The sequence below is a fragment of the Haemophilus sp. SZY H35 genome, assembly GCF_018829705.1.
In the GTDB taxonomy this organism is placed as follows: domain Bacteria; phylum Pseudomonadota; class Gammaproteobacteria; order Enterobacterales; family Pasteurellaceae; genus Haemophilus; species Haemophilus haemolyticus_K.
In genome coordinates this window covers 303,622-317,973 of the sequence record NZ_JAHKJZ010000003.1, presented here as the reverse complement: position 1 = coordinate 317,973, position 14,352 = coordinate 303,622, and the positions used below count along the sequence as shown (strand labels likewise).

The window sequence follows — 14,352 nt, the reverse complement described above, 5'->3', positions numbered from 1 at the left end:
TGAAGTTAGTTATATATCAGTAAAATGTTTCCTTATAAATCAAAAACGTTTTTATCGCGTAGGATATGATCGTTTCCTTTACGACGTAAGAAACCAGTACGATCAAAATATTCCATGAGTTGAACTGTCAGTTTTCGCCCAAAATTTAATCGATCTCGAATTTCATTTACTGATGCTTTCCCTTCTTTTTCTGCGATTTGCTTAATAAGGCGAGCATAGGCATAAATGTTTTCAGTTAAGAAAAACCTATCTTTTACGATGGGTGTGAGATACCCTAGTTTGCCTGCTTTATACATAAAGTTACGCATTTGGGATTCATCCATAGCCAAGGCATTTGCCATATCACGCACCCAAATTGCTTGTCCTTGAGCTTTTTCAAATTCATCGAGTACACTTGCCCAATATTTTTGTTCTTCTTGGCTAAATTGGATTTTATGTTCGGGTAAGTGAAGCCAACCTCGAGTTTGCTGTAATCTTCCCTCTTCTAACATTTCATCAATAAAATGATTGATCAAGTTTTCAGGCTGGTTTAAAGCGGCCATTCGGTAGAGACGTGCTTTGCTTACACCAAGTTGATCATTGTGTTGCTCGTGATAGGTATTAAGTGCGGTTAAAATTAGTTGTATTTTTTCTTTTTTGTAGTCTGTATTAAAGCACCAATCTTGATAACGAACGGCGCTACGTTCGTTAATTGCATCATCTAGTTGTTTATTTGTGAGTTGTTCTATCCACATCAGTTTATGAGCTGATATTGCATTATGTTGAAGGATGAATGCAATACGTTGGGCTGCATTTTCAGCAAGCGCTAAATTTGCCAAGAAGCTTAATCGACCCTCTGTTCGTTTATGGCGTTTGGGTGAATCAATTTCTAATACGCGCGCACCAGCAATTAACGATTTAGCATCACCACTGCGTAAAATAAGTTTGTCTCCGAAAGCCAAGAATAAAGGTGAATCTAATATGATTTCAGCCAAAGTGCGGTCATTTTTAGCGGCATTTTTTCCTTGTAATAAGGTGAGCTTACCCGTAGTGCGACTCGCTCCGTGATAAATATGCACAGGTTGGCTTTCATTTAATGGTACTTCAGCCAAAATTTGTACACTGATGCGATCTGTTGGTGGAAGTGGCTCATTCTGCAATAACCAATCGCCTCGTTTCATTGGCGTGCGGTCTAAATCAGCATTTAAATTTAACGCTAAACGTTGCCCTGCAATACCTTGTTCGCTTGATGTATTTTGTGCGTGAATCGCTTTTATACGAACTTTCTGTCCTGTGGAAAGGTAAATTTCATCGTTGACTTTCACTGTTCCTGAAAAGGCTGTGCCTGTCACAACGGTACCCGCCCCTTTTACGCTGAATACTCGGTCTATTGCGTAGCGGAAAGGTTTTTGAGTATCAGCTAATTCTGCCAAATTAGCTAAGTAATGACGTAATTCACTGATGCCTTGTCCCGTTTCTGCAGAGGTAACGAAGTAGTTAGCATCGCGTAAAAAACTATAATCTTGTTTAATTGCTTGGATTAACGATTCAATTTGCTCTGAATTTGTACGATCTGCTTTTGTGATGACAACAATAATTTCGTGGAATTGAAGCTGGCGTAATATTGCTAAATGTTCTTTCGTTTGCGCCGCAATACCTTCATCCGCAGCCACAATTAACATTGCATAATGTACACCACCTAAACCCGCCAGCATATTTGACAAGAATTTCTCGTGCCCAGGTACATCAATAAAGCCAAGCACTTTGTTTTCTAACGGCAGATAGGCATATCCCAAATCAATGGTCATTCCGCGTTTTTTTTCTTCTGGTAAATGCGCGGTACTTGTGCCAGTTAATGCTTTTAATAATGCTGTTTTGCCGTGATCAACGTGACCTGAAGTAACAATAATCATAGTTCATCCAATATATTTAATAATGTTTCAATATCCGCGAGGCTACGTAAATCTAGCCAAATTTTTCCGTTTTCCATTCGCCCAATAATAGGTTGAGAAAGTTGTTTAAAACGAGCTGAAAGTGCGGAAAGTTTTGCGTTTGTTTTTTCTGCAATAGTGACAGCCATAGAAGGGATTCTTTCCATCGGTTGTGAGCCACTACCGATTTGTGCTTGGCTATCTTCAATTCGAATTTCAAATTGTGAATTTAAGCGAGATTCTAACCGCTCTTTGAGACGCGTAGCATTTATTTTGAGTTGTTCTAATGGCTGCGTGAGTAATCGCAGAGTTGGTAGCTTTTCAGTTAATTTTTCAGGATTTAAATATAAACGTAATGTAGCTTCTAAGCCGGCTAAAATGACTTTATCGCAACGTAATGCACGCTTGATAGGATGGGCTTGTAATTGTTCGATCCATTCTTTTTTACCCACAATAATGCCAGCTTGCACACCACCAAGCAATTTATCGCCAGAGAAAGAGACCAAATCCACACCTTGTGCGACTTTTTCTTGCACAGTTGGTTCTTTTGGTAAGCCATATTGGCTTAAATCAACTAATGCACCGCTGCCTAAATCAGTTACAACAGGCACATTCATTTCTCGGCCTAGTTCGGCAAGCTCTTCTTCTGAAACTGAAGAGGTAAAACCACAAATTTGATAATTGCTGCTATGCACTTTCATTAAAAAAGCCGTATTTTCAGTGATAGCATTACGATAATCTTTCAGGTGAGTACGATTAGTGGTGCCCACTTCCACTAAATGGCATCCAGCTTGTTTCATAATATCTGGAACACGAAATGCACCGCCGATTTCAATTAATTCGCCACGAGAAATAATTACTTCTTTACCTTGAGCAAAGGTTGCCAGCATTAACAATACTGCAGCGGCGTTGTTATTCACTATACAGGCTGCCTCAGCACCTGTGAGTTTGCATAATAATTCACTGATGTAATTGTCGCGATGACTACGCCTACCTTCATCTAAATCATATTCAAGCGAAACATTTTTTTGCATCGCAGAAAGCGCAGCCTGTTGTGCTGCTTCAGACCAAAGCGCCCGCCCAAGATTTGTGTGTAAAACTGTACCAGTTAGATTATGCACCGCTTTGATTTGTACTTGGTTTTGTTTTTGTAGGCGAGAATGAATTTCTACAAAAGTGCGGTCAAAATTAGAAAAATATTCAGGAAGTTGATTATTTTTTTGAATAAATTGACGAGCCTGTGTTAATAATTCTCGACATGTTTCCACGACTGCAGAGTGGCCAAATTCGGTAATGAGTTGTAAGCCTTGAGGTGTTTTGAGAATCTTATCAACGGAAGGAAGTTGTTGAAAAAGTGCGGTCATTTTTGAATCCGTTTAAAATAACGTTGAATTGCCGATTAATTTACGCTAAAGTAACTGCAATTTCAACCACGGAAGGTCGTCATCTCCGGTGAGGTGGCAGGACTTCAAATCCTGTTGGGGACGCCAGCGTTCCCGGGTGGGTTCAACTCCCATGACCTTCCGCCAATCTATATAAGTCCGCATAGATTCACTTAAATATCTCATCTTACAAGTAGGTAGCCTCATGTTTTCCGGAGAAACATTTCAACAACATACGCCAATGATGCAACAATATCTAAAACTCAAAGCAGAGAATCCAGATATTTTGTTGTTTTATCGCATGGGGGATTTTTACGAGTTGTTTTATGACGACGCGAAAAAAGCAGCGGCATTGTTGGATATTTCTTTGACGAAACGAGGTCAATCTGCAGGGCAACCAATTCCAATGGCAGGAGTGCCCTATCATGCGGTGGAAGGTTATTTAGCAAAATTGGTTCAGTTGGGTGAACCTGTGGCGATTTGCGAACAGATTGGTGATCCTGCCACAAGCAAAGGGCCTGTAGAGCGCCAAATTGTGCGAATTGTTACGCCTGGTACGGTGAGTGATGAAGCACTTTTGCCAGAGCGCCAAGACAATCTGATTGCTGCGGTATATCAAGAGAAAGAAAAATTTGGATTAGCTACTTTAGATATAACCTCTGGCCGTTTTCAGCTTTGTGAACCTGCAGATAAAGAAACATTACGTGCGGAATTGCAACGTATTGCCCCAGTTGAATTGCTGTATTGTGAAGAATTTAACGAAATGACTGCGATTGAACATTGCAAGGGATTACGCCGTCGCCCGATTTGGGAGTTTGAACTTAGCACAGCCATTACATTACTGAATCGCCAATTTGGCACAAAAGATTTACGCGCCTTTGGTGTGGAAAAATCCCCTCTAGGCTTAAGTGCGGCAGGTTGTTTATTGCAATATGCAAAAGAAACCCAACGCACTGCATTACCCCATATTCAAAGCATTAGCTTAATTCAAAATCAAGACTGTATTCAGTTAGATGCCACCACTCGCAGAAATCTTGAGTTGACGCAAAATCTTGCGGGTGGCACAGAAAATACGTTAGCGTCTGTCTTGGATAAATGCGTCACGCCAATGGGTAGCCGCTTGCTGAAACGTTGGATTCACCAACCTGTTCGTAATGTGGAAAAATTAAGACAACGCCAACAAGCGATTGCGGAAATTCTGAATTTTGATTTGGTCGATGAACTCCAACCTTATTTGCAATTAGTTGGCGATATGGAGCGTATTTTAGCACGTGTGGCACTGCGTTCAGCGCGTCCACGTGATCTCACCCGCTTGCGCACGGCATTAGAACAAATTCCTGCATTACGCACGATTGTTCAACAAAAAACACCGCCATTTTTAACCGCACTTTTCAGCCAAATTTCCGATTTCAGCGAGCAATGCGATTTATTGCAACGTGCATTGATTGAAACGCCGCCGCTTTTAATTCGGGATGGTGGCGTGATTGCTGAAGGTTACCATGCGGAGTTAGACGAATGGCGTATGCTGTCTGATGGTGCAACGCAATATTTGGAAAATTTAGAAAAACGTGAGCGCGAAAGCACGGGCATTGATACGCTAAAAATTGGTTTTAATGCAGTGCATGGTTATTACATTCAAATTAGCCAAGGCCAAGCGCATAAAGCCCCGATTCATTATGTGCGCCGCCAAACATTGAAAAATGCAGAGCGTTACATTATTCCTGAACTCAAAGAATATGAAGACAAAGTGCTGAAATCGAAAGGCGCAGCATTAGCATTAGAAAAGCAACTTTACGATGAATTGTTTGATTTATTATTACCGCACTTAGGTTCATTACAACTGGCGAGCCTCGCACTTTCTGAATTGGATGTATTGGTCAATCTTGCCGAGCGCGCAGACACCCTCAATTACGTGATGCCAACATTCTGTGATGAAGTGAGTGTGAAAATTGAAAATGGTCGTCATCCTGTCGTGGAACAAGTATTGAAAGATCCTTTCATCGCCAACCCTGTAGAGCTCAATCACAACCGTCATTTATTAGTTATCACCGGGCCAAATATGGGCGGTAAAAGTACTTATATGCGCCAAACCGCATTAATTACATTGCTGGCGTGTATCGGCAGCTTTGTGCCAGCAGACAGCGCGCAAATTGGACCGATTGATCGTATTTTTACTCGAATTGGTGCATCTGATGATTTAGCCTCAGGGCGTTCAACCTTTATGGTGGAAATGACAGAAATGGCAAATATTCTTCATCAAGCTACTGCGCAAAGTCTCGTTCTTATTGATGAAATTGGTCGCGGCACATCCACTTATGATGGCTTATCCTTAGCTTGGGCTTGTGCAGAATGGTTAGCCAAAAAAATCCGCTCGCTTACATTATTTGCCACCCATTATTTTGAATTAACTGCATTGCCAGAACAGCTAGCAGGCATCGCCAACATTCATTTAGATGCTCTTGAGCATAACAACACCATTGCCTTTATGCATGCCGTACAAGATGGCGCAGCAAGTAAAAGTTATGGTTTGGCAGTTGCGGCTTTGGCTGGCGTGCCGCAATCCGTTATTAAACTGGCAAAACAGAAATTGACACAATTAGAAAAAAACTCAGGTCATTCAGCCGATCAACAAATTCAGGCATTGCGTGAAGCCAATCACACTCAAGGTGAATTGTTGTTTGAACAAGAAGCGGATGCACTAAGAGAGGCTATTGAAAAACTGGATCCTGATGATCTAAGCCCTAAACAAGCCTTGGCGTATTTGTATCAGTTAAAGAAAATGGTAAGTTAAGATATAGAGAAGAATGGCCACATTTCGTAAAGCAAAATGTGGCCATTTGTTATGTTATAAATAAATAATAGGATAACTAATCCAGTTTTGCGGATTTGGTTGTAAGTCAAAAAGTGCGGTTAAGTTTATATGTGTTTTCCTTTTTCTTTTTGAGCCGCGAAATCTGCACCTTTTGCTAACATTCTTAATTGTAAAATTACGCGTGTTTTGAGTTGTTCTCTTTCAGCTTTATTCATATCTAAAGCATTTGCTCCAGCGGTGAAGACAATAGTCACAATGCCTTCAGCTTGAACATATGCAATATATTGAGAATACTGATGCTTAGATGAAATATACTCTGCGAGTTCATCGACAAAATGTTTGATTTCTCGTGCGGCTGCAGTTCGAAATGCTTGGGAGGTACCCGAGCTTTCACGTAATAATAAGCGGAAAACATTTGTGCTATTGGTAATAAATTCAAAAAACGTATCAACAGAAACAGAAATTACGCTACCACCAGCATCGATACGTTTACGCGCTTGTCGCATTAATTGACGCAAAATTAAACCAGCTTCATCTACCATTTCTAAGCCTAATTCATCCATGTCGCTAAAATGACGATAAAATGAAGTTGGCGCAATACCCGCTTCACGAGCGACTTCGCGTAAACTTAAGTTGGAAAAGCTTTTTTCCGCACTGAGCTGATTAAACGCGGCATTTACTAAGGCTCGACGTGTTTTCTCTTTTTGAATTGCACGAACCCCAGCCATTATTTTTCTCCGGCTAAAATTAATTTTACTTCACTGCTGATTGCACCGGCTACGCGTTCGTAACGGTTACGTAAAGGTGAACCCGGTCGATAAACCAAAGCAATAGTGCGTGATGGTTCAGGTGAGTGACAAGGAATATATTTTACACCTTTACGAGCACCTTCATTTAATACAGCAAGTTCAGGCATAAATGTGATACCTGCATTTGCAGAGACCATATTGCGCAAAGTTTCTAGGCTTGTGGCTTGGAAGTGGGCATTTTCTTTTGCGCCTGCCGTGAAGCAATAATCTAAAGCCTGATTACGTAAGCAATGACCATCGTCTAACATTAACATTTCTTGCCCTTTCAGTTGATTCATTGACATTTTCTTTTCTTTTGCCCAAGGATGTTCATCTGATACGGCCAGTAACATTTTTTCGTTAAAAATAGGCACTTCAATAAAGGCTTCTGTTTCAGGCACGGTGGCTACAATTGCACAATCTAAACGACCAGTTTCGAGTTGTTCTAGCAATTGATGTGTTTGTGCTTCGTAGAGAAAGACTTCTAGATCCGGAAAGGCAGCTTTTAGCGTTGGAACAATATAAGGTAATAAGTAAGGGCCAACAGTTGGGATTAAGCCTATATGCAATGGGCCTGTCATTTCCTTACCTTGATTACTTGCCATTTCTTTCAATAATTTTACTTCACGCAACACGGTACGCGCTTGTTCCACTAGTAACATACCTGATTGTGTGAATAATACTTTACGGCTGGTTCGTTCTAATAAAATAATGCCAAGTTCATCTTCAAGCTTGCGAATTTGACCACTTAAAGTTGGTTGGCTGACATTGCAAGAATCGGCAGCGCGGCGGAAATGTTTATATTCTGATAAGGCTACAAGGTATTCTAAATCTCGGATATTCATTTGATTCTTCCTATAGAAAACTTCAATTAAAAAAATAGAATTAATTGATTGTAACTATACCATAAATTTCCCTATAATCCAGCGCATTCAAATTAAATCAACAACCAATAGGAGAATAATGATGATGTCTAATATGGAAGGCAAAAAAGTCCCTCAAGTGACATTCCGCACTCGTCAGGGTGATAAATGGGTTGATATTACTACCTCAGAATTATTTGATAATAAAACCGTAATTGTATTCTCATTACCAGGCGCATTTACGCCGACTTGTTCATCTTCTCACTTACCACGTTATAACGAATTAGCCCCAGTATTCAAAAAATACGGTGTAGACGATATTGTCGTTGTATCTGTAAATGATACTTTCGTAATGAACGCATGGAAAGAAGACGAAAAATCTGAAAACATCACTTTCATTCCAGATGGTAATGGTGAGTTTACAGAAGGCATGGGAATGCTTGTTGGTAAAGAAGATTTAGGTTTTGGTAAACGTTCTTGGCGCTATTCTATGTTAGTGAAAAATGGCGTTGTAGAAAAAATGTTTGTTGAACCAAATGAACCGGGTGATCCGTTCAAAGTTTCTGATGCAGATACAATGTTAAAATATCTTGCGCCACAGCATCAAATTCAAGAATCTATTTCAATTTTTACTAAACCAGGTTGTCCGTATTGCACAAAAGCAAAACAACTTTTACATGATAAAGGATTAAGTTTTGAAGAAATCGTATTAGGCCATGATGCTACTATCGTGAGTGTACGTGCGGTTTCTGGTCGTACTACTGTTCCACAAGTGTTTATCGGTGGTAAGCATATTGGCGGTAGCGACGATTTGGAAAAATACTTTTCATAAGTAGGCAAGTATTTAGCTGATTATTATTTGGGAATGTAATTTAAAGGGCGCATTGTGCGCCCTTTTCATTTGTACGAATTTATTGCAGAAATTAATAATGCGGTGGTGGCGTTTCTTCCGCTTGGCTTGCAATGTTTGATGGATGAAAATCTTTTAATTTACTTGCCATATAGCGTAGCTGAACTTGCATTTTATCAAGCGCAAATTGTTGTTGAACTAATGCATGATTCAGTTCGTCTAATAGTTGCTCTTGAAACGCGATTTTAGTTTCAAGTTCAGCAATACGATTTTCTAATATTTGTTCAATGTGCATAAAATTTCTCTAAATTTTAAAAAAAAGTTGAGAATAGGTTAAAAGCGATTTAATCTAGCCTCAGAATTGTTTCATTTATTATAAAGGATTAACGCATATGTTAAAAATTCAAAAATTATCTATCGCAGCATTAATGGTAAGTACGGTGATTTCTGGTCAAGTTTTTGCGGAAGAAAAAGCGCTTGATGAAAAAGCTGCCTCTTATGCCGTAGGCGCATTAATGGGTGGGCAAATGAAAGATTTGGTCGATGCGCACAAAGAAGTGATTACTTATGATAATGCTCGTATCTTAGATGGTTTAAAAGATGCTTTAGAGGGTAAAGTTGATGTGCGTAAAGATGAAAATGTACAAAAAACTTTAGAAGCTATTGAAGCGAAATTAGTATCTGCATCAAAAGCAAAAGCGGAAGCTATTGCGAAAAGTGCTCAGGAAGAGGGAGATAAATATCGCGCTGATTTTGCTAAAGACAAAGATGTTAAAACGACTAAATCAGGTTTACTTTACAAAATTGAAAATGCAGGTAAAGGTGAGGCAATTAAAGCTACCGATAAGGTGAAAGTGCATTACACTGGTAAATTACCAAATGGCAAAGTATTTGATAGTTCTGTAGAGCGTGGTCAACCGGTTGAATTCCAATTAAATCAAGTTATTCCTGGGTGGACAGAAGGCCTTCAATTGGTGAAAAAAGGTGGCAAAATTCAGTTAGTGATTCCACCAGCGTTAGGTTATGGTAAACAAGGTGCCGGCGCTTCTATTCCACCTAATTCAACCCTCATTTTTGATGTAGAAGTTTTAGATGTAAATCCTAAATCAGAAAAATAATACTTCTAGTCATGGCACGTGTTTTTTTAATGCGTGCCATTTGTTATAAAACTCAGTGAATTTTGACCGCACTTTTAACCTTGAACCATGACATTAAACGATAAACAACCTTTCACGGATGAAGATCGCACTATTATTAATTCTTATAAAGCGGTTGTTGATGGCGTTAGCGCGCTGATTGGCGAACACTGTGAAATCGTTTTACATTCTTTAGAAGATATTGAGCATTCTGCTATTTGTATTGCAAATGGCCATAATACGAATCGTCAAGTTGGTTCGCCTATTACTGATTTGGCATTACGTTCACTCCGTAATATGCAAAGTGAAAGTGTTTCTAAGCCTTATTTTACTCGCACTAAAGGCAGTGTGTTGATGAAATCTGTCACGATTGCGATTCGTAATAAAGCTCAACGTATTATTGGTTTACTTTGTATTAATATTAATTTAGACGTGCCCATTTCACAATTTGTACAGGCTTTTATGCCAACAGAAAAAACAGAAGAAACATCGGCTGTCAATTTTGCAAGCTCTGTTGAGGATTTAGTCAATCAAACTATTGAGAAAACCATCGAGGAAGTAAATACTGATCGTATGGTGGCCAATAACACTAAAAACCGCCAAATTGTCTTATCTCTGTATGAAAAAGGCATTTTTGACATTAAAGATGCGATCAATTTAGTGGCTGAGCGTTTGGATATTTCCCGCCATACAGTCTATCTCTATATTCGTCAAATAAAACACGAGCAAGAATAATGCGCTATGTACTTGCAGTTAAAAGCCCTATTTATGGTCAGCAAGGGGCTTTTTTAGCTTACCAATTTGCCAAAGCATTGATTGAAAGAAAACATGAGATCGCCCAAATTTTCTTTTTCCAAGATGGCGTAACGAATGGCAACGCATTAGTTTATCCTGCTAGTGATGAAATCAATTTGCAAAAGTGTTGGCAAGATCTTGCTATGATGCATCAAATCCCATTGCACCTTTGTGTTGCCGCTTCGCAACGTCGTGGTATCGTGGATACTTTAACAGCTATCAACCCAGAAAACATTAATCTTGCTGAGGGCTTCACGATTGCGGGGCTAGGTGAATTTATATCGGCAACATTAAAGGCTGAGCGAGTCATCACATTATGAAAATTGCTTTTTTGTTTAAAACCGCTCCCCATGGCACCGCACTTGCCCGTGAGGGATTAGATGCATTACTTGCCGCAACGGCTTTTTGTGATGAAGAGGATATTGGCGTATTCTTTATAGATGACGGTGTGCTGAATCTTGTTTCTTATCAACAACCAGAACATATTCTCCAAAAAGATTTTATCCGCACCTTTAAATTGTTAGATTTATATGAAATAACACAACGTTTCATTTGTTCAGAAAGTTTGGAAAAATTCGGCATTTCGTCAGAGCAATGTATTATTTCAGCTGAAAAAATGGATCGTGCTTCTTTTATGTCCAAACTGAATCAAGCTGAAAAATTGCTGACTTTTTAAGGAAAATCATGCTTTATACTTTTTCACAAGCAGATTATCCTCAAAGAGAACTTGAGGGGTATTTTGCGAATATTACTGAGAATGATGCAGTGGTGTTATGGCAAGATGGAGTCTTACTTGCAATTAAATATCCGCATTATTTTGAACAATGCCCAGCTGAATGTCTGTTGTTAGAGCAAGATATTCTGGCAAGAAATCTCACCGCACTTTTACCTAGAGAAAGTAAAGTGCGGTCTATTACTATGCTGGATTTTGTGGCGATAACGCAGAAGTTTTACCCGCAATTAGCACTTTGAATTAAACTAAATTTGTCACAGTGTATTAAGCAGGTAAAATTTTTTTATTTGTTCTTCGTGCCCTTCTAGACAGAATCATGGCTTACCTATTTTTATTATAAACAGTTTATCGAGCGTTTATTTTTTACGTTTCGCTCTTGGATGAGCCTGATCGTACACTTCCGCCAAATGTTGAAAATTTAAGTGAGTATAAATTTGTGTGGTGGAAAGGTTGCTATGCCCAAGCAATTCTTGTACGGCGCGTAAATCAGAACTGGCTTCCAACATATGCGTCGCAAAAGAATGACGCAGTTTGTGCGGATTAAGATGGCTATTTAATCCTTGACGAATGCCCCAAGTTTCCAAACGTTTTTGAATGGCGCGATGAGAAATGCGATTTCCAAGCTGGCTAACAAATAATGCCTCATCTTTTGGGTTAAATAATGGCCGCACTTTTAACCATTCTTGAATGGCATGCGAAGCGTAACGCCCAAACGGCACCACACGCTCTTTGTTACCTTTCCCGATAACGCGCACTTCCCGCACACGAGTATTAATGCTGTTTAAATCTAAGCCTTGTAATTCAGATAAACGTAAACCCGAACTATACATTAATTCCAAAATAGCACGATCACGAATATCAATCGGCTCTTTGCTATCGTTGGCAAGCAACTGTTGAACTTGCTCGCCATCCATATTTTTCGGTAAATGCTTGCCTTGTTTCGGTGCGGAAATGCCTGTAGCGGGATTCACTTTCAATTCGCCTTGTTGCACCAAAAAACTAAGAAATCGCCGTAGTGCCGATAAACGCAAAGCCAAGCTTTTTTCTTTTAAGCCTTGTTTTTTACTTTCCGCCAAAATAAATCTCACCACGCTGGGTGTCACTTGTGCCCAAGCATGAATATCTTGTTGCGATAAGATTTTGATGATGGCATCAAGTTGATGTTGATAATTGGTGAGCGTGTGAGGGCTCATTTGGCGTTCAATCCGCAAATAATCCCAATAACGATTTAACGCGGTTAGCATTACAAACTCAATTCAAATAAACGTTCTTTCGGGTTTAATTTAAACCCTTCCGATTCCAACATTGAATATTGATTTTGCGCCAATTCCGCCACTAAACGATTGGATTGCGTGAAATGTACAAAGTCTTTTGCTTTAGAAATTAGCGCTGCATAAATTTCCGTTTGTTGAGCATGTTCCAACACAAAAATATCAGTGATTTGCCAATAGCGTTGTAATTGTAAGGAAGAAAGGCGAGGGAAAAGCTGCACAAAGCCAATAGCCTTTTCATTTTCATCCACCGCAATAAAAAACAGGCTTTCATTAAAACGCATACGATTAGTTAAAAAAGCCAAGGTGCGTTCTGGATTCTCTGCTTGCCCATAGGCTTGGCGATAGGCTTCAAAAAGAGGAAGAAGCACGTCAATATTCCATTGTTCAGCTTTGAAAAGTTTCATAATTGGTTATTTTTTATTGGTTCCATACAGGTAATTGTAGCTTTTTAACTCAAGATAATCATCTTTCTATGAGAATTTTTTTAATTTTATGATCTTCTGCAAAGAATCGTGGCGAAATTTTGGTATAGTAAGCGAGTTAATTTTATCAACTATGGAGAAACAAAAATGGCACGTCGTCCTTTAGTTATGGGTAACTGGAAATTAAACGGTTCCAAAGCGTTCACCAAAGAATTAATCGAGGGATTAAAAGCAGAATTACATGATGTAACAGGTTGTGATGTGGCAATCGCCCCACCAGTTATGTATTTAGGTACGGCTGAAGCAGCACTTTCTGGTTGTGGTTGCAGCTGTGGCGGTAAAAGTGTAGTTCAATTAGGTGCACAAAACGTAGATATCAATGTGAAAGGTGCATTTACTGGTGATATTTCTAGCGAAATGTTAAAAGATTTCGGTGCAAAATACATCATTATCGGTCACTCTGAGCGTCGTACTTACCACAAAGAAAGCGACGAATTCGTAGCGAAAAAATTTGGTGCATTAAAAGAAGCAGGCTTAGTGCCAGTATTATGTATCGGTGAAACTGAAGCTGAAAACGAAGCAGGCAAAACAGAAGAAGTGTGTGCACGTCAAATTGATGCGGTAATCAACGCATTAGGTGTAGAAGCATTCAACGGTGCAGTGATCGCATATGAACCAATCTGGGCGATTGGTACTGGTAAATCTGCGACTCCAGCACAAGCTCAAGCTGTTCACGCATTTATCCGCGGTCACATCGCTGCGAAATCTCAAGCAGTGGCAGACCAAGTAATTATCCAATACGGCGGTTCTGTAAATGATGCAAATGCAGCTGAATTATTTACTCAGCCAGACATCGACGGTGCATTAGTGGGTGGTGCATCATTAAAAGCCCCAGCGTTTGCAGTAATTGTAAAAGCAGCGGCAGCAGCAAAAAATTAATTTTTAGTTAATTAGAATAACAACAAAGTGCGGTGAATTTTCACCGCACTTTGTTTATGAATTCAAGCAAACTGTATTGCCAATGACTTGTCATTATTTCGTTTGATCGAGAATTTTAGTCACCACTTTCAAATACTCAATCGCCAAGCCCTGTTGTGCAACACTGGCGTTAAAAACTAAGTCTTCGGAAAGTACGCCACAAGGTTGGTCCTTTGGTACTTCGCCATTTTCATAAGCCTCAAAATCTTCTCTCCAATCGCCTTCGAAGTAATAATGTTCTAGGCGTTTCATTTTAGGTAAAAACGCCTGCCATTTTTCCAAGAATTGCTCTGCCTCGGTAAGAAAGCCATTTGCTTCATCTAAAATACTTTCCATTTCGGCAAGTTGGGATAAACGTTCTTTTGATAGCATATTTTTCTCTCATGTTATAAAAGTGTGGTCGGAGCAG

General features: G+C 39.5%; 16 protein-coding genes and 1 tRNA gene. 9 read left to right on the top strand and 8 right to left on the bottom strand.

Annotated features, from left to right (window positions below; genetic code table 11):
- Positions 1-32: 32 nt before the first annotated feature.
- Both selB and selA read right to left on the bottom strand, forming a co-directional pair.
- The gene (gene selB, locus KP710_RS07490) at positions 33-1,892 is read right to left on the bottom strand and encodes a selenocysteine-specific translation elongation factor (protein ID WP_111407826.1); all 1,860 of its coding nucleotides are present in this window, start codon (positions 1,890-1,892) and stop codon (positions 33-35) included.
- On the bottom strand, positions 1,889-3,274 hold the full coding sequence (gene selA / locus KP710_RS07485) for an L-seryl-tRNA(Sec) selenium transferase (RefSeq protein WP_111407825.1): 1,386 nt from the start codon (positions 3,272-3,274) through the stop codon (positions 1,889-1,891). The genes selB and selA overlap by 4 nt, the downstream gene beginning before the upstream one ends.
- Positions 3,275-3,344: 70 nt before the next feature.
- Between selA and KP710_RS07480 the strand changes: the two genes are divergently transcribed.
- Positions 3,345-3,439: transfer RNA gene (locus tag KP710_RS07480), tRNA-Sec, on the top strand.
- A 58-nt stretch (positions 3,440-3,497) separates the two neighbouring features.
- Positions 3,498-6,083 carry a DNA mismatch repair protein MutS gene (gene mutS, locus KP710_RS07475; RefSeq protein ID WP_111407824.1) on the top strand — a complete coding sequence of 862 codons (2,586 nt, stop codon included), beginning with the start codon at positions 3,498-3,500 and terminating at the stop codon, positions 6,081-6,083.
- 125 nt (positions 6,084-6,208) lie between these two features.
- Here mutS and fabR read toward each other — a convergent pair whose 3' ends face one another.
- Positions 6,209-6,832, bottom strand: a complete 624-nt coding sequence (gene fabR / locus KP710_RS07470) for an HTH-type transcriptional repressor FabR (RefSeq protein ID WP_048953364.1) — start codon at positions 6,830-6,832, stop codon at positions 6,209-6,211.
- Positions 6,832-7,737, bottom strand: coding sequence for a DNA-binding transcriptional regulator OxyR (gene oxyR / locus KP710_RS07465; RefSeq protein ID WP_048953362.1), 906 nt, complete (start codon positions 7,735-7,737; stop codon positions 6,832-6,834). The genes fabR and oxyR overlap by 1 nt, the downstream gene beginning before the upstream one ends.
- Positions 7,738-7,861: 124 nt before the next feature.
- Here oxyR and pgdx point away from each other — a divergent pair, with 124 nt between their 5' ends.
- Positions 7,862-8,587 carry a hybrid peroxiredoxin PGdx gene (gene pgdx / locus KP710_RS07460; protein ID WP_111407856.1) on the top strand — a complete coding sequence of 242 codons (726 nt, stop codon included), beginning with the start codon at positions 7,862-7,864 and terminating at the stop codon, positions 8,585-8,587.
- A gap of 91 nt (positions 8,588-8,678) precedes the next feature.
- On the opposite strand, the gene KP710_RS07455 is transcribed toward pgdx, so the two are convergent.
- Complete coding sequence (locus KP710_RS07455) at positions 8,679-8,900, bottom strand: SlyX family protein (RefSeq protein WP_111407823.1); 222 nt, start codon at positions 8,898-8,900, stop codon at positions 8,679-8,681.
- A gap of 97 nt (positions 8,901-8,997) precedes the next feature.
- Between KP710_RS07455 and fkpA the strand changes: the two genes are divergently transcribed.
- The 5 genes from fkpA to KP710_RS07430 all read left to right on the top strand — a co-directional run bounded on the left by fkpA (position 8,998) and on the right by KP710_RS07430 (position 11,508).
- Positions 8,998-9,723 (top strand): FKBP-type peptidyl-prolyl cis-trans isomerase, encoded by a 726-nt coding sequence (fkpA, locus tag KP710_RS07450; protein WP_111407822.1) that lies wholly within the window; start codon positions 8,998-9,000, stop codon positions 9,721-9,723.
- 87 nt (positions 9,724-9,810) lie between these two features.
- Positions 9,811-10,476 (top strand): helix-turn-helix transcriptional regulator, encoded by a 666-nt coding sequence (locus KP710_RS07445; RefSeq protein ID WP_111407821.1) that lies wholly within the window; start codon positions 9,811-9,813, stop codon positions 10,474-10,476.
- Positions 10,476-10,856 (top strand): sulfurtransferase complex subunit TusD, encoded by a 381-nt coding sequence (gene tusD, locus KP710_RS07440; RefSeq protein ID WP_111407820.1) that lies wholly within the window; start codon positions 10,476-10,478, stop codon positions 10,854-10,856. Before KP710_RS07445 ends, tusD begins: the two co-directional genes overlap by 1 nt.
- Positions 10,853-11,212 (top strand): sulfurtransferase complex subunit TusC, encoded by a 360-nt coding sequence (gene tusC / locus KP710_RS07435; protein ID WP_111407819.1) that lies wholly within the window; start codon positions 10,853-10,855, stop codon positions 11,210-11,212. The genes tusD and tusC overlap by 4 nt, the downstream gene beginning before the upstream one ends.
- Positions 11,213-11,220: 8 nt before the next feature.
- A complete protein-coding gene (locus KP710_RS07430) occupies positions 11,221-11,508 on the top strand; it encodes a DsrH/TusB family sulfur relay protein (RefSeq protein WP_111407818.1) in 288 nt (95 codons plus the stop codon).
- Between the two features lie 117 nt (positions 11,509-11,625).
- Here the strand turns inward: KP710_RS07430 and xerC are convergent, their stop codons facing one another.
- Positions 11,626-12,513, bottom strand: a complete 888-nt coding sequence (gene xerC, locus KP710_RS07425) for a tyrosine recombinase XerC (RefSeq protein ID WP_215771041.1) — start codon at positions 12,511-12,513, stop codon at positions 11,626-11,628.
- The gene (locus KP710_RS07420) at positions 12,513-12,947 is read right to left on the bottom strand and encodes a GNAT family N-acetyltransferase (RefSeq protein WP_005629228.1); all 435 of its coding nucleotides are present in this window, start codon (positions 12,945-12,947) and stop codon (positions 12,513-12,515) included. The genes xerC and KP710_RS07420 overlap by 1 nt, the downstream gene beginning before the upstream one ends.
- Positions 12,948-13,112: 165 nt before the next feature.
- On the opposite strand from KP710_RS07420, the gene tpiA reads away from it, so the two are divergent.
- Positions 13,113-13,904, top strand: a complete 792-nt coding sequence (tpiA, locus tag KP710_RS07415) for a triose-phosphate isomerase (RefSeq protein WP_065249271.1) — start codon at positions 13,113-13,115, stop codon at positions 13,902-13,904.
- A gap of 93 nt (positions 13,905-13,997) precedes the next feature.
- Here the strand turns inward: tpiA and KP710_RS07410 are convergent, their stop codons facing one another.
- The gene (locus KP710_RS07410) at positions 13,998-14,315 is read right to left on the bottom strand and encodes a DUF4298 domain-containing protein (protein WP_215771040.1); all 318 of its coding nucleotides are present in this window, start codon (positions 14,313-14,315) and stop codon (positions 13,998-14,000) included.
- Positions 14,316-14,352: the final 37 nt, after the last annotated feature.

Coding starts and splice junctions, on each gene's coding strand:
- selB (WP_111407826.1), bottom strand. CDS start 1,892: ATGATTATTGTTACTTCAGGTCACGTTGATCACGGCAAAACAGCATTA.
- selA (WP_111407825.1), bottom strand. CDS start 3,274: ATGACCGCACTTTTTCAACAACTTCCTTCCGTTGATAAGATTCTCAAA.
- mutS (WP_111407824.1), top strand. CDS start 3,498: ATGTTTTCCGGAGAAACATTTCAACAACATACGCCAATGATGCAACAA.
- fabR (WP_048953364.1), bottom strand. CDS start 6,832: ATGGCTGGGGTTCGTGCAATTCAAAAAGAGAAAACACGTCGAGCCTTA.
- oxyR (WP_048953362.1), bottom strand. CDS start 7,737: ATGAATATCCGAGATTTAGAATACCTTGTAGCCTTATCAGAATATAAA.
- pgdx (WP_111407856.1), top strand. CDS start 7,862: ATGTCTAATATGGAAGGCAAAAAAGTCCCTCAAGTGACATTCCGCACT.
- KP710_RS07455 (WP_111407823.1), bottom strand. CDS start 8,900: ATGCACATTGAACAAATATTAGAAAATCGTATTGCTGAACTTGAAACT.
- fkpA (WP_111407822.1), top strand. CDS start 8,998: ATGTTAAAAATTCAAAAATTATCTATCGCAGCATTAATGGTAAGTACG.
- KP710_RS07445 (WP_111407821.1), top strand. CDS start 9,811: ATGACATTAAACGATAAACAACCTTTCACGGATGAAGATCGCACTATT.
- tusD (WP_111407820.1), top strand. CDS start 10,476: ATGCGCTATGTACTTGCAGTTAAAAGCCCTATTTATGGTCAGCAAGGG.
- tusC (WP_111407819.1), top strand. CDS start 10,853: ATGAAAATTGCTTTTTTGTTTAAAACCGCTCCCCATGGCACCGCACTT.
- KP710_RS07430 (WP_111407818.1), top strand. CDS start 11,221: ATGCTTTATACTTTTTCACAAGCAGATTATCCTCAAAGAGAACTTGAG.
- xerC (WP_215771041.1), bottom strand. CDS start 12,513: ATGCTAACCGCGTTAAATCGTTATTGGGATTATTTGCGGATTGAACGC.
- KP710_RS07420 (WP_005629228.1), bottom strand. CDS start 12,947: ATGAAACTTTTCAAAGCTGAACAATGGAATATTGACGTGCTTCTTCCT.
- tpiA (WP_065249271.1), top strand. CDS start 13,113: ATGGCACGTCGTCCTTTAGTTATGGGTAACTGGAAATTAAACGGTTCC.
- KP710_RS07410 (WP_215771040.1), bottom strand. CDS start 14,315: ATGCTATCAAAAGAACGTTTATCCCAACTTGCCGAAATGGAAAGTATT.